This is a genomic window from Corticicoccus populi (assembly GCF_042686195.1).
Taxonomy (GTDB): Bacteria; Bacillota; Bacilli; order Staphylococcales; family Salinicoccaceae; genus Corticicoccus; species Corticicoccus populi.
Genome location: NZ_JBHUOQ010000004.1, coordinates 63,098 through 76,252 on the forward strand (window position 1 = coordinate 63,098; position 13,155 = coordinate 76,252).

The 13,155-nt window shown below is 36.5% G+C and carries 13 protein-coding genes; 3 read left to right on the top strand and 10 right to left on the bottom strand.

Features of this window, described 5'->3' with window-relative positions:
• Positions 1 to 4 precede the first annotated feature (4 nt).
• The 8 genes from allB to ACFSX4_RS10005 form a co-directional block, all read right to left on the bottom strand.
• The gene (gene allB / locus ACFSX4_RS09970) at positions 5 to 1,369 is read right to left on the bottom strand and encodes an allantoinase AllB (RefSeq protein ID WP_377775371.1); all 1,365 of its coding nucleotides are present in this window, start codon (positions 1,367 to 1,369) and stop codon (positions 5 to 7) included.
• Positions 1,370 to 1,465: 96 nt separating this feature from the next.
• Complete coding sequence (locus tag ACFSX4_RS09975) at positions 1,466 to 2,767, bottom strand: hypothetical protein (protein ID WP_377774152.1); 1,302 nt, start codon at positions 2,765 to 2,767, stop codon at positions 1,466 to 1,468.
• Positions 2,764 to 3,450 carry a response regulator transcription factor gene (locus ACFSX4_RS09980; RefSeq protein ID WP_377774154.1) on the bottom strand — a complete coding sequence of 229 codons (687 nt, stop codon included), beginning with the start codon at positions 3,448 to 3,450 and terminating at the stop codon, positions 2,764 to 2,766. The genes ACFSX4_RS09975 and ACFSX4_RS09980 overlap by 4 nt, the downstream gene beginning before the upstream one ends.
• A gap of 1 nt (position 3,451) precedes the next feature.
• Positions 3,452 to 4,228 carry a sensor histidine kinase gene (locus tag ACFSX4_RS09985; RefSeq protein WP_377774156.1) on the bottom strand — a complete coding sequence of 259 codons (777 nt, stop codon included), beginning with the start codon at positions 4,226 to 4,228 and terminating at the stop codon, positions 3,452 to 3,454.
• 43 nt (positions 4,229 to 4,271) lie between these two features.
• On the bottom strand, positions 4,272 to 5,297 hold the full coding sequence (locus ACFSX4_RS09990) for an ABC transporter ATP-binding protein (protein WP_377774158.1): 1,026 nt from the start codon (positions 5,295 to 5,297) through the stop codon (positions 4,272 to 4,274).
• Positions 5,290 to 6,300 (bottom strand): ABC transporter ATP-binding protein, encoded by a 1,011-nt coding sequence (locus ACFSX4_RS09995; protein ID WP_377774160.1) that lies wholly within the window; start codon positions 6,298 to 6,300, stop codon positions 5,290 to 5,292. Before ACFSX4_RS09995 ends, ACFSX4_RS09990 begins: the two co-directional genes overlap by 8 nt.
• A 14-nt stretch (positions 6,301 to 6,314) precedes the next feature.
• A complete protein-coding gene (locus ACFSX4_RS10000) occupies positions 6,315 to 7,235 on the bottom strand; it encodes an ABC transporter permease (protein ID WP_377774162.1) in 921 nt (306 codons plus the stop codon).
• 11 nt (positions 7,236 to 7,246) lie between these two features.
• The gene (locus tag ACFSX4_RS10005) at positions 7,247 to 8,140 is read right to left on the bottom strand and encodes an ABC transporter permease (RefSeq protein WP_377774164.1); all 894 of its coding nucleotides are present in this window, start codon (positions 8,138 to 8,140) and stop codon (positions 7,247 to 7,249) included.
• Between the two features lie 250 nt (positions 8,141 to 8,390).
• Between ACFSX4_RS10005 and ACFSX4_RS10010 the strand changes: the two genes are divergently transcribed.
• The 3 genes from ACFSX4_RS10010 to ACFSX4_RS10020 all read left to right on the top strand — a co-directional run bounded on the left by ACFSX4_RS10010 (position 8,391) and on the right by ACFSX4_RS10020 (position 12,491).
• Entirely contained in the window at positions 8,391 to 9,956 is a 1,566-nt protein-coding gene (locus ACFSX4_RS10010; RefSeq protein WP_377774166.1) for a glutathione ABC transporter substrate-binding protein, read from the top strand.
• An 82-nt stretch (positions 9,957 to 10,038) separates the two neighbouring features.
• Positions 10,039 to 11,253 carry an amidohydrolase gene (locus tag ACFSX4_RS10015; protein ID WP_377774168.1) on the top strand — a complete coding sequence of 405 codons (1,215 nt, stop codon included), beginning with the start codon at positions 10,039 to 10,041 and terminating at the stop codon, positions 11,251 to 11,253.
• Positions 11,254 to 11,270: 17 nt separating this feature from the next.
• Entirely contained in the window at positions 11,271 to 12,491 is a 1,221-nt protein-coding gene (locus ACFSX4_RS10020) for an amidohydrolase (RefSeq protein WP_377774170.1), read from the top strand.
• Positions 12,492 to 12,658: 167 nt separating this feature from the next.
• Here ACFSX4_RS10020 and ACFSX4_RS10025 read toward each other — a convergent pair whose 3' ends face one another.
• Entirely contained in the window at positions 12,659 to 12,895 is a 237-nt protein-coding gene (locus ACFSX4_RS10025; protein ID WP_377775373.1) for a GNAT family N-acetyltransferase, read from the bottom strand.
• Positions 12,864 to 13,121, bottom strand: a complete 258-nt coding sequence (locus tag ACFSX4_RS10030; protein ID WP_377774172.1) for a hypothetical protein — start codon at positions 13,119 to 13,121, stop codon at positions 12,864 to 12,866. Before ACFSX4_RS10030 ends, ACFSX4_RS10025 begins: the two co-directional genes overlap by 32 nt.
• Positions 13,122 to 13,155: the final 34 nt, after the last annotated feature.

The following is a 13,155-nucleotide window of genomic DNA, read 5'->3' on the forward strand; positions in this document are numbered from 1 at the left end:
ATTTCTAAACCATAAATTCTCCTATTTTCTGATCTGTGATACCCGTGTTTTGATCATAAATTTCAATGCCTCGAAGTATAGTTTTTACAACCTCTGCACCTATCGTCCGGCCAACATAAGGACTTATTTTATGACGGTAAGCCAAATCTTCTTTTTTTAATTCATAAGGTGAATTTCTTTTAATAAATACAAAATCTGCATCTTTTCCGACGGTAATACTTCCTTTTGTTGTTAAATTAAAACGCTTCGCTGGATTCGCTGCGATAATATCTGCAAACTGAACGAGAGACATATTTCTTTTTTGAACGGCTTCATCGAAAAGTATATCCACATTGTTCTGCAGACCCGCTATACCGCCCCATGCTTCAAAGGCATTGTCTGTCTTCTTTAAATTCGGAGCACAGGGAGAGTGATCGGATGTAACAAAAGAAATGTCTCCTCTAAACAGCCTGTCCCACATTCCATCGAGACGGGAGCGCTCACGAATAGGCGGTGAGCATTTAACTGACGCCCCAATATTATCAAGCTCCTCCTTGTAGAAATATAGATAATGCGTACACGTCTCACATGTAATATCCAAACCTTCTTTTTGTGCGTTCACAACTTCTTCGACACCCTCTTCGCATGATACATGAACAATATGAATACGACAGCCCGTTTCTTTGGCAAATAGAATAATTTTTCTAATGCTTTCCACCTCAGTAAATACAGGGCGGCTTTCAACATAGGCACTCAATGTGGTCTCACCGTCCCTAACTGCTTTTTCTGCTAAAGCGTCAGTGATTGATGCATTCTCGGCATGGACAGAAAGTATTTTACCCGTTTCAGCGATTTGTTTCATCCCTTCATACAGTGAGTAATCATCGACATTCATGAAGTCTTTATCAATTGAACGATCCCCACATGTAGCTAAAAAACACTTGTATGCCACCACACCATTTGCATCCAGTTCCTGAATTCCACCATTCAAATTAAACGGAACAAGCCCGCCGTAACTCGCGACATCTACAGTGAGCTTACCTTTCCCAGCCTCAAATTTTTCCTGAATCGATTGCTGATCAATTGTTGCAGGCACTTGATTTAAAGGCATTTCAATAAATGTCGTCACGCCGCCTTTTGCAGAAGCACGTGTGCCGCTCTCATATCCTTCCCAGTCATCACGATAACCGCAGCCGGGTTCAGTGATATGGACATGTGCATCCACCATTCCCGGTGAAACAATCAGTCCCTCTGCATCAATAATCTCTCCTTGATGCCCTAAACCTTGTCCTATCGCAGCAATTTTTCCATCTGTGATTCCTATATCCACTTCATGACTGTCATTCTCAAGAATAACCAGTCCATTTTTAATAATTGTGTCAAATTTCATCATTAAACTCATCTCTTTTTTATATTCGTAGTCGGTAGAATACCATTTTCAAAGGTTATTTTTTCTATATCACTTAAATTAGATTATAATTATCCATTAATATCTATTTCTCTTTAGAAGTTGTACAGAATAAGTTAAACCTGTAATTCCTGCGGATAATAAAAAGCTCACCCAGACACCGGAAAATATGCCATATGCATAATACATTACAAAACCAAGTGTGATTGCCGAAAAGATAATCAGCACCGTATGACGTGGCAATGAATATTTAGTCAATATTATAATCAACATCGGTGTAATCATGGAGGCACAAATAATACCATAAGCAAATAAAAATCCCAACAGATTATTTGGAGCATAAAGCCCTATAAAGAAAAGTACTAGAATTACTAATAGTACTAACACTGGTTCATTAACCTTTGTTAATCTTTCATTACGATTTATCAGCCTTGTTATTGACCTTTGAATAATCTTTACCAATGTATGTACTTCTGAACCAAGAGCAGACAGAGATATCACAAAGCAGAATGATATAAATAAACCAATTAATACAGGACTTTGTAACTGATGAACCAAGTTAAATAGTACTGTCGAGGCATTAGTATATCCTTCATTAGATAATGATATCAATACCATAGAAATAACAGCTAATAAAATCGTTACAATTGTTATTCCACTCATACTGATTGCTTCTCTCACCTGGTTTGTTTTTAGTGCCAGCAACCGCTGCCAGGTCGTACGGTCAACAGTTAAAATACTTAAAAAAAGTAAAAAAGACGTTAACACTAAAGGAAGGTTATTATCATTTTTCCAATATAATAGGTACGGGTGATAAAGCCAAATTCCATCATAAACCGGCTTCACACCTTCCTGAATAAAAAAATACACCGGAATTAATATTACAGAAGAAAATATTATTGTTACGAAAAGTGGTGAAAGTCTAATAATAACTTTTCCCTTTCCAATTACAACATAAAAGAATAATAGAGAGAAAAAAATCATATGTCCTGTGTAAGCAGGCAGATTAAACACTGTATCCAACATAAGAGTTACTGCAAACACCTGAATTACTAGTAAGCTAAGATTTAAAAGAAGTAACATCGTAAGCATTACTCTTCTGGTTATTCCTTCAGTACGAATATTAATAATATCTTCCAACGAAGATTTATTATGGAACCGCTGCTTAATTCTCCGGGCAATTTCACTAAAAAGAATAAGTGCTGCCCCCATCGCTAATATAAAACTAATCGCTCCAAGAATACCGTAGTTAATTAGCAACTCGGAAGAAAATACCACGATAGTAATAGACAGCCACCTTAAAATAAACAGTAATACTCCAAAAGAAATATCAAATACAGTTTTATTGGTTAACACATATTTTTTAATTTCATCCCTCACTGATTCTGACTCTCCTTCTTGAATTCACTCGGAGTCTTTCCCACCTTCTTTTTAAATAATACACTAAAATAATGTTGACCACTGAAACCACACTCTTCAGCAATAATCGCAATAGATGAGTTTCCCCTCAATAATTTTTTTGCTGCCTCTATTCGATAATCATTGAGGTAATCTGGAAAACTGATTCCAACTTCATCATTAAATTTCCTACTTAAGTGTGCATGGTTCACATGAATTTCATCGGCAATTTTATTTAATGTTAATTTCGTATGATACCTTTCTTGAATAATATCAATCACTTGTAAAATAATTGGTGAATAAGGCACGTCTTTTAAATATGGCATCACTACTTCTATTAACTCAGCCTCTACAATTGGTTTGGTGATATAATTGTCCACTTTAATCCTTAAGGCTTGTTGCGCATAATCAAAAGATTGGAAAGCTGTAACTATAATCACTTTTGTATTCCCTGATTTCTTTAATTGTTTCGCTAACTCTAATCCAGAAGTACCCGGCAGATGAATATCTACCAAAGCAAGATGAATTTTATGATTTTCTAAAACATTCAGAGCCTCAGTGACATCATTTGCTTGAAAAATTTGATGATTCTTAAGGTAGGGTTCTAGTAAGTACTCTAACTGATCCAATTCAAGTTGCTCATCATCAATCAAAAGGATATTCAAATTAATTCTCCTCCTCATTTGATTTGTATTGAATAGGCCAAACCATGCATACTAAAGTATTACTTTCAAATTCGTGTAAAGACAGCTCCGCTCCTTGCAGGGGGTAGAGAAGATTCAAACGTTCACGTATATTTTCCAGACCAATTCCATTACTCTCTTCAACATTCTTTCTGTCATTTCTCACTTTTGATTCCTGCTTTTTGTTATTCCATATTTCCAGCCGTACATTCTGGTCAACAATTCGAATCAAAATACTCAACCGGGCCATACCCTCGTTTTTTTCAAAACTATGTTTAAAACAATTTTCTGTAAGTGTTTGAATTACGTATGAAGGAATTAAAACTTTGTTGGCTTCATCATCAATATCAATATTAATCACCAGTCTCCGGCCCAAACGTAATTTTTGGATATTTAAATACTGCTTAGTATATGTAATTTCTTCTTGAACTGTATTGAGCATTTCATCAACTGTATACTTTCTCTTCATAAAGATTGCTAATGTTTCAATAGAATGGATTAAATCTTTCTTTCTATCCAGCCTTGCTAAGCTAAGTATCATATTTAAAGTATTGAAAAAAAAGTGAGGTTGTATTTTCTGACTCAATATTTCATATTTACTTTCCTGAAGTTCTTTTTCAAGCGCAAGTTTATTAGCTTGTGTCTCCAAAGCCTCAAATCTTTTTTCAAAAATAAACAAAAACAATATGGTAAAAGCCCCGATAAGCGGAGCTAATACACAAATCATAATATAAAAGGAGAAAGTTTCAAGACTAATCATCTATATCCTCCTCTCCCCCAACCATTATTAAAGAAAAATTATATCATATCTTCATACTGTTTTTATTGAAAATTTCATCGGCAAAATGGCAGGCTGCTAAATGATTCCCTGTTCCATTCTCTTTTTCAGCTAATTCAGGTTCTTTGGTTTTACAGAGTTCTGTTGCAAACGGACACCTTGTATGGAATCGGCAACCGCTTGGCGGATTTATCGGTGAAGGGACATCACCATTGACTTCTATTTCTACTCTTTCTTCATTCATATCTATTGTTGGAATAGCCGATAATAAAACTTGTGTGTATGGGTGCAATGGTTTTGAAAATAAATCCTTCTTATCTGCTATCTCAACAATCTTACCTAAATACATTACAACAACCCGGTCCGAGATATGACGAACTACACTTAAATCATGAGAGATAAATAAATATGTTAAATCAAGTTCTTTTTGCAATTTTTTTAAAAGGTTAATTATTTGGGCCTGTATCGACACATCCAAAGCGGACACCGCTTCATCACAAATAATTAATTCCGGATTAACCGCCAGCGCCCGGGCAATGCCAATTCTTTGACGCTGTCCCCCGCTAAATTCATGAGGCAGTCTCTCTAATGAATCTGGAGGTAAGCCAACCAATGTCATAAGTTCAATCATCCTTGCTTCTCTATCTTCTTTTTTGACTGACTGCTGGATATCCATTGCTTCATATAACATTTTTCTGATTGTCCTTCTTGGATTTAGTGAAGCAAATGGGTCCTGGAAAATAACTTGAATTTGACCACGCATTTTTTTTAATTCTTTTCTAGAAATATTCGCCAAATCCACTTGATCATAAATAATTTGTCCCGATGTAGGCTCATCCAAGCGTAATATCGCTCTTCCTGTTGTCGATTTTCCACATCCGGATTCGCCTACAATACTTAAGGTCGTACCCTTTTTGATGGAAAAAGAAATATCGTCAACCGCCTTCACAAACTGTTTCTTTTGTCGTATTTTTTCTTTTTTTACAGGGAAATATTGTTTCAGCTCTCTTACTTCTAATAATGCTTGGTTACTTTGAATAGAATCACTCATACACCTCTTCTCCTTTCTTTTTATTTTTATCAAACACAAAGCATCGAACCTTGTATTCTCCATCATCGTATTCAATCAATTCTGGTTTTTTTTCAAAACACTCCGGTTGTGCAACTGGACAGCGCTCAGCAAACTTACAGCCTATATGTTCGTACATAGGGCTTGGGATACTGCCCTTCATGGCAATCAATTCATCCTGATCTTCGTTAAGTCTTGGAAGCGAATTTAAAAGACCTTGTGTATAAGGATGCTTAGGAGATTTAAATAATTCTTTTGTTGTTGAATGTTCAATGATTTCTCCTGCATACATTACCGCGACATTATCACACGTCTCCGCAACAACCCCTAAATCATGGGTGATAAATATAATTCCCATATCGATTTGTTTTTGTAAATTTTTCATGAGCTTTAATATTTGTGATTGAACCGTGACATCTAAAGCTGTTGTAGGTTCATCAGCAATCAATACTTCTGGATTACAGGCCAGAGACATTGCAATCATTACACGCTGACGCATCCCCCCACTCAATTGGTAAGGTTCCTGCTTAGCTCTTTTTTCCGGAGATGGTATACCTACCAACTTCAGCATCTCAACCGCGCGGACATGAGATTCTTTCCGTCCGACTTTTTGATGCTGGCGGATGGTTTCAGCAATTTGTTCTCCAATTGTAATGACTGGATTTAATGAAGTCATTGGTTCCTGAAAAATCATCGAAATTTGATTCCCACGAATCCTTCTCATCTCTTTTTCTGATTTATGAGCCAAATCTTCACCATTCAATCGAACATGCCCACCCACTATTTTCCCTGGATGTGGTATTAGTTGAAGAATAGACAACGATGTCATACTTTTACCACAGCCTGATTCCCCGACAATACCCAGAGTTTCTCCTTTGTTTAAAGTTAAATCAATTCCGTCTACCACTTTTCCAGTTCCCTGTTTTGTCTTAAAATAAGTTTTTAATCCTTCTATCTCTAATAAAGCATGTTCATGGTTCTCCATTTTTTCAGCTCCCATCAATTAATATCAATTCGACGATTAAAAAATTTATATAAAATATCTACAAGTAAATTCACAAAGACGAATACTAAAGAAGCTACAAGCACTCCACCTTGAACCATTGGTAAATCACGCATTCTAATTGATTCAACTATCAGTCTTCCAAGTCCGTTAATTGCAAATACTGACTCTATTAAAACCGTTCCTCCAAGCAATGCACCAAATTGCAATCCAACCACTGTGATAACCGGTATCAGCGCATTTCTTAAAGCATGCTTATATATAATTAAATACGCACTTAAACCTTTTGCTTTAGCAGTTCTCATATAGTCCTGACGCACTACTTCCAACATACTGGATCGGGTCATCCTCGCTACTATGGCGGCTCCACTTGCTCCTAAAGCGAAGGCTGGTAAAATCATATGTCTAAAACTCTCCCACCCTGAAACCGGTAACCATCCTAATTGAACAGAGAAGAAATACATGAGTAATATACCGAGGAAAAAGCTTGGGAAAGATATTCCCAACAAAGTAACAATCATTACAGTCATATCTGAAATGGAATTCGGTCTTATCGCAGATGCAATTCCTGCGATAACTCCAAGAACTACTGTTATAAATGTACTGTAGAGCGCCAGTTCGACTGATATAGGCAGTCTTGACATAATCTCATTGGAAACAGACTGATTATTTCTCAGGGAATTACCAAAATCCCCTTTTATCACGCCACTCATATAATCTATATACTGAACATGTAAAGGTTGGTCTAACCCATACTCTTCTCTAAGATCCTCAACAGTCTCCTGTGATGCGCCTTCTCCCGCAAGAATTTGCGCTGTATCTCCAGGCACCATCTGCATGATTAGAAAAACAACTAATGTTACACCTATAATTACAGGGATAGTTTGTAGTAATCTTTTAGTTAAAAATAGAATCATTATTCTTCCTCCTAAAATTTCATTCTCGGATCTAGAGCGTCACGAAGTCCATCTCCAAACAAATTAAATGCCATTACTAGTAACGCTATTGCCAATCCTGGAAATATTGCAATGTGAGGCGCACTGAATAAGAAGTCTCTTCCACTCGAAAGCATAGTTCCCCACTCCGATGATGGTGGTTGAGCTCCAAGTCCTAAAAAAGATAGTCCTGCTGCCGAGAGAATTGCAGTAGCTAAACGTAAAGTCCCCTGAATAATTAACGGAGATAAAATATTTGGGAAGATATGTTTAAAAATAATGGTCGCATCGTTTGCTCCCAGTGTTTTAATAGCATCAATATATTCTAAATTTCTAACTTCCATAGTTGAGCCTCGAGCAATTCTTGCAAATAGTGGAACAGAAAATATCCCAACTGCAACCATGACATTAAATAAACTAGGTCCTAACGCACTAATAATTGCCAAGGCAAGTAAGATTCCCGGGAACGCAAGCATTATATCCAAAATCCTACTGATAACAGAATCTACTATTCCACCATAATAACCAGCAATAAGTCCCATAATAATGCCAAAAAAAGCGCCGAACAAAACCGCTGCAAATCCGACACCCATCGATAACCTTGAACCGTAAATTATACGACTTAAAATATCTCTTCCTTTATCATCTGTTCCCATCAAATGTTCCCATGTAGGTCCCTGCATCCTATTTTCCAAGTTAATAGCGTATGGATCATATGGTGAAAGTATAGGTGCGAGCAATGCCACAATAATATAAAACAAAACAATGACTCCTCCAATTACCGCAACTTTATTATGGAACAATCGTTCTCCAAAATCCTTTATATTTCTTATTCGCCGTTCTTTTCTAAGCTTCTTAAAATCTTCCTTCTCTAACACGGTCCCCATAAGCATTAATGCCCCCTTAATTAAAATTTAACTTCTCTAACTACTTCAAAATTCTTTAGCCTTGTTTATAAATATTTGAATCTGCCACTATTTATTTTAAAATCATAGAAGAAAAATTTTTCTTTATCAATCAGTATTTATTGAATTGTCAAATTTTTTAAAATCTTTGCAAATTTTTCACACAACTTCTTTTCAATAATCTTTTATAATACTTATAACGTCTCAAATTAAATACTAGGGAGTGGAGATTATGAAACAAAGAAGGTATTGGTTTTTTTCTGCAATTGTTGTTGTAATGTTATTTTTGCAAGCCTGTTCAACTGGAGGAAATGATAATGGAAGCACTTCAGAGGAAGAGAATACAGAAAATGAAGGGGGAACTTTACGTATTGTCACTATGTCTGATGCAACCAGCTTAGATCCACAATTTATAACAAATATTCCATCAGCAAATTTCATCTATCAAAAAGTATATGAGAATCTTGTAACTTTTGATGAAGATATGGAAATTGTTCCGAATCTGGCATCAGAGTGGGAGCAATTAGATGATGTCACTTGGGAATTCACCTTAGAAGAAGGTATTACTTTCCATGATGGAGAACCGTTTAATGCTGAAGCTGTCAAAGTGACTCTTGATCGATTACTTGACCCCGAGACGGGATCACCTCAACGAGATAAAGTCAGCATGATAAAAGAAGTTGTTGTTGTTGATGACACGACTGTCCAGCTTATTCTCAACGAGCCTTATGCACCTTTACTGTCTATTCTTGCCAGCCAGGAAACTAGCATACTTAGCCCTAAATCAGTTCAGGAAAATCCTGACTCTTTATCTGACACACCGGTTGGAACAGGTCCTTTTGTATTTGAATCATGGAATTCCGGTCAATCCATTAGTTTATCCAAAAATGAAGATTATTGGGGAGAGCCGGCTAAAGTCGATGAAGTTATTTTCGAAATCACTCCGGAAAGTACTACTCGATTAGCCATGGTCGAAACGGGCGAAGCACATATCAGTGATAATGTACCTGTTACTGAACTGAATCGTGTCGAATCTTCTGATCAGGTAAATTTAATTCAAAGAGAGGGTCTTGGTGTTGAATACATCGGATTTAACACAGGACAGACACCATTTGATGATGTGAATTTACGTAAAGCCGTCAGCCATGCCATTGAAAGAGAAGCGATTATCAATGGTATATACGAAGGAACTGGTACAGTTGCTACATCTGCTATGAGCCCGAGCGTATTTGGCTTCAGCGACAATGTGAAACCTTTTGAATATGATATCAATGAGGCTGAAAGCCTGTTGGAAAGTAGTCAGTTTGATAAGGGCTCATCCGTCACATTAGTTACCAGTGACCGTCAGGAACGTATTAATATGGCAGAAGTTATACAATCACAACTAAAAGGAATAGGCGTAGAAGTGGATATTCAAGTTTTAGAATATGGTGCATACATTGAAGCAATGGATTCAGGTGAATTCGACATGTTCATCGGTGGATGGGGTAATGCTACTGGTGATGGTGATTATAACCAGTATAACCTGTTCCATACGAACTCTTTCGGTTCAGCTGGAAACCATTTTTATTACTCTAATCCTGAGGTTGATAGCTTGATAGAAGAAGCCAGACAAGAGTCTGATGATCAAAGACGTTTGGAGATATATGAACAAACTCAAAAAATAGAGCTTGAAGAAGATGCTGTTTATGTACCAATTCGTAATTCTGAACAAATGGCTGTATCAAATAATGATGTTCATAACTTCTGGCTCAGCCCTACTAACTACATTATGATCAATGAAGCTACAGTAGAATAATATTATTAAACCTATTTCAATATTTTAACAATCTATGGAGGGTCAGTGACCCTCCAATTATTCTTATGCAGGAGGAATTCAATTGACTAATTTATTGCTGCAAAATGTACTATTAGAGTATGGCATTCAAAAAAATAACAATAACCCTGATTCTACGATAACTCAAACAAAGGATATTCTCATAGAGAATGGTGTGATTTCAAAAATAGAAAATAACATACCTGTTCCATCAAATACGGAAGTTTATAATGCCGACGAGCAACTGTTACTCCCGAGTTTTAGAGAAATGCATATTCACATTGATAAAACTTACTTTAGCGGCCCTTGGAAAGCACCCAAGCCAATTACCAATGGGATACTCACTAGAATAGAAGAAGAGCAACAATTGTTACCTGAACAACTTGAATTTGCTCCAGAACGTGCAGATAATTTTGTTCGACATCTTATTAAAAATGGACATACTCATATTCGTACCCATTGTAATATAGACCCTTCTATTCAGTTAGAAAATTTAAAGGTAACAGTCGAAACACTCGAAAAATATAAGAATCTGATTACTTATGAAATCGTTGCTTTTCCTCAACATGGGTTATTACGCAGTGAAGTCACACCTTTAATGCGGGAAGCCATGAGAAACGGTGCTACTTTAGTCGGGGGTGTTGATCCAGCGACTATTGATCGTGATATCGACCAATCATTATCCACAATGTTTGATATTGCTTCTGAATCAGACAGTGGTATTGATATTCATCTACACGACTGGGACACACTTGGTGAGTTTACATTCTACAAACTAATTAATCTAACAAAAAAACATCAATTACAAGGTCGTGTTACAATCAGCCACGCTATTGCTCTTGGAGATATTCATGGCGAACGCTTAATTGCAATGATGGATGCTCTGAAAGAAGCCGGTATAGACATAACTACCACGATACCGATTAATCGTCCAACCATTCCTGTACTTACATTAGCAGAAAACGGTATTGAAGTTTCAGTCGGACATGATAGTTTAACAGATCACTGGAGTCCTTTCGGGACCGGAGACACTATAGAAAAACTCAGTACACTGGCAGAACGTTTTAACATTAAACATGAATCCGGCCTAGCTCAATTGTGGAAATTCGCGAGTGGCGGTATTACACCTCTAAATAAAGACGGAGAACAAGTTTGGCCTGCAATTGGTGATAAAGCAAATCTCCTGTTAGTAGACGCAAGTTGTTCTGCTGAGACCATTGCGCGGAGAAAAGAAATTAAACAAGTTGTTTCAAGAGGACAATTAGTTCATTCCATATAAAAGGATGTGTTCATTTTATGACAGAAAAATGGTTACTAAACGTTAAATTAGAAACTGAAAGTTATACAGATAATGACAACTATTCATATACAAATACAGATATTTTTCATATTAAAATTAAAGATGGGAAGATCAAAAAAATTGTTGATGGGAATCAAAAAATTTATGATTCTATTGAAAAGCAAGACTTTAAGAATTTATTAGCCCTTCCAGCTTTTAAAGAAATGCATAATCATTTAGATAAAACCTACATGGGACTAGGGTGGAAATCAGTTATACCCGTAAATAATTTAAAGGAACGGTTAAAACTCGAAGTTGCTGAGTTAAATTCACTCTCCGATTCAACAGTTGACCGTGCGACTCACATGATTGAAACTTTATTGTCTTACGGTGCAACACATATCAGAACTCATGTTAATATTGATCCTTACATTGGTTTAAAAAATCTTGAGGGTGTGGTGGAAGCATTAGATAAATTTCGTGGTAAAATCACTTCTGACATCATTGCATTTCCGCAGCACGGTCTTATGAGAGATAATGTCCCTGAACTAATGAGAGAAGCGATGCGCTCCGGAGCAACTATGGTTGGCGGGCTGGATCCTGCCGGGATTGACGGGCATATTGAGGAATCCCTGCAAACAACTTTAGAAATTGCAAATGAATTTAATACAGATGTAGATTTTCATATTCATGACGGCGGGCATGTCGGCTGGTACACGATTGATAAATGGATTGATTTAGTCGAACAATCTGAATGGAAAGGGAAAAGCTCAATTAGTCACGCATTTTCCATCGGAGAAATTCCTACTGTAAAAGCCAGCCAACTGGCTGAAAGATTGAAAAAGAATAATATCTCTATTATGTCAACAATTCCAATCAATCATACTCTACCTCCAATTGACTTACTTGATCAATATGGTGTATCAGTTCATCTGGGGTGTGACGGCTTCTATGATTCCTGGGGGCCATTTGGAACCGGAGATGTTCTGGAAAAATTAACAACATTCTGCGACCTAACAGGAAAAAAAGATGAAATTTCTATTGCACAAACCTTGAAATATATTACAGGAGGTATTACACCTTTAAATAAAGAGGGAAAACAGGTTTGGCCAAAAATAGATGATGAAGCTGATTTTGTTTTTACAGACGCAGTATCTTCCGCACACTTAATAGCAAGAAGACTTCCACGGGAAGCGGTCATGGTTAACGGAAACATTGTCTATGGTACTGTCAAATAAAATTCTATCCTTAATAAATAATCCCCCCCAAAAACTATCTATAGAGGATTTTAAACACCATTCTATAATCGATTCAACATAAATAACCGCTTTTTAAAGTTAGGAATCTTTCTAACTTTAAAAAGCGGTAAAATTTTAAATGATGTTAAACATTCACTCATATCATTTCAAATAGTTCCTACAGATGTCAAACTCCAATACAGCATGTTTTTCTCTCTATGAACCAAATTCATGTTAAGCTTTTTTAAAACTTTTATTGATGCGATATTGTCCGCTCTACATTCTGCATGAATTACTTCCGCCTCGTTGTTCTCAAAAGCCATTTCAATTAGTGAAAGTACTGCTTCAGTTGCATATCCGTTATTTTGAAATTCAGGAAGAATACCATATCCTACTTCTACAATTTTTTTTTACAGACGGTTTTCCTTTAAATCCGGCATCACCTATAATTACGTCACTATTCTTTTCTAGAATAATCCATACACCCCAGCCCAGAGTAGATGGGTCTTTCTCAAGTTCACTTAAATGCGCCTTAACATGAGGTCCTTCTTGATAACCACTCTGACTCAATCCAGAAATAAATTCAGGACTGCTGGCAACAAGCTTCAACCTCTCTGTATAAATTTCCATATATAGCTCCTATCTCTATAATTATCAGTACCTC

Bases quoted from the DNA above. Each gene is read 5' to 3' on its own strand.
- ACFSX4_RS10005 (WP_377774164.1), bottom strand. From the start codon at position 8,140: ATGGGGACCGTGTTAGAGAAGGAAGATTTTAAGAAGCTTAGAAAAGAA.
- ACFSX4_RS10020 (WP_377774170.1), top strand. From the start codon at position 11,271: ATGACAGAAAAATGGTTACTAAACGTTAAATTAGAAACTGAAAGTTAT.
- allB (WP_377775371.1), bottom strand. From the start codon at position 1,369: ATGAAATTTGACACAATTATTAAAAATGGACTGGTTATTCTTGAGAAT.
- ACFSX4_RS10030 (WP_377774172.1), bottom strand. From the start codon at position 13,121: ATGGAAATTTATACAGAGAGGTTGAAGCTTGTTGCCAGCAGTCCTGAA.
- ACFSX4_RS10010 (WP_377774166.1), top strand. From the start codon at position 8,391: ATGAAACAAAGAAGGTATTGGTTTTTTTCTGCAATTGTTGTTGTAATG.
- ACFSX4_RS09990 (WP_377774158.1), bottom strand. From the start codon at position 5,297: ATGAGTGATTCTATTCAAAGTAACCAAGCATTATTAGAAGTAAGAGAG.
- ACFSX4_RS10000 (WP_377774162.1), bottom strand. From the start codon at position 7,235: ATGATTCTATTTTTAACTAAAAGATTACTACAAACTATCCCTGTAATT.
- ACFSX4_RS09995 (WP_377774160.1), bottom strand. From the start codon at position 6,300: ATGGAGAACCATGAACATGCTTTATTAGAGATAGAAGGATTAAAAACT.
- ACFSX4_RS09985 (WP_377774156.1), bottom strand. From the start codon at position 4,228: ATGATTAGTCTTGAAACTTTCTCCTTTTATATTATGATTTGTGTATTA.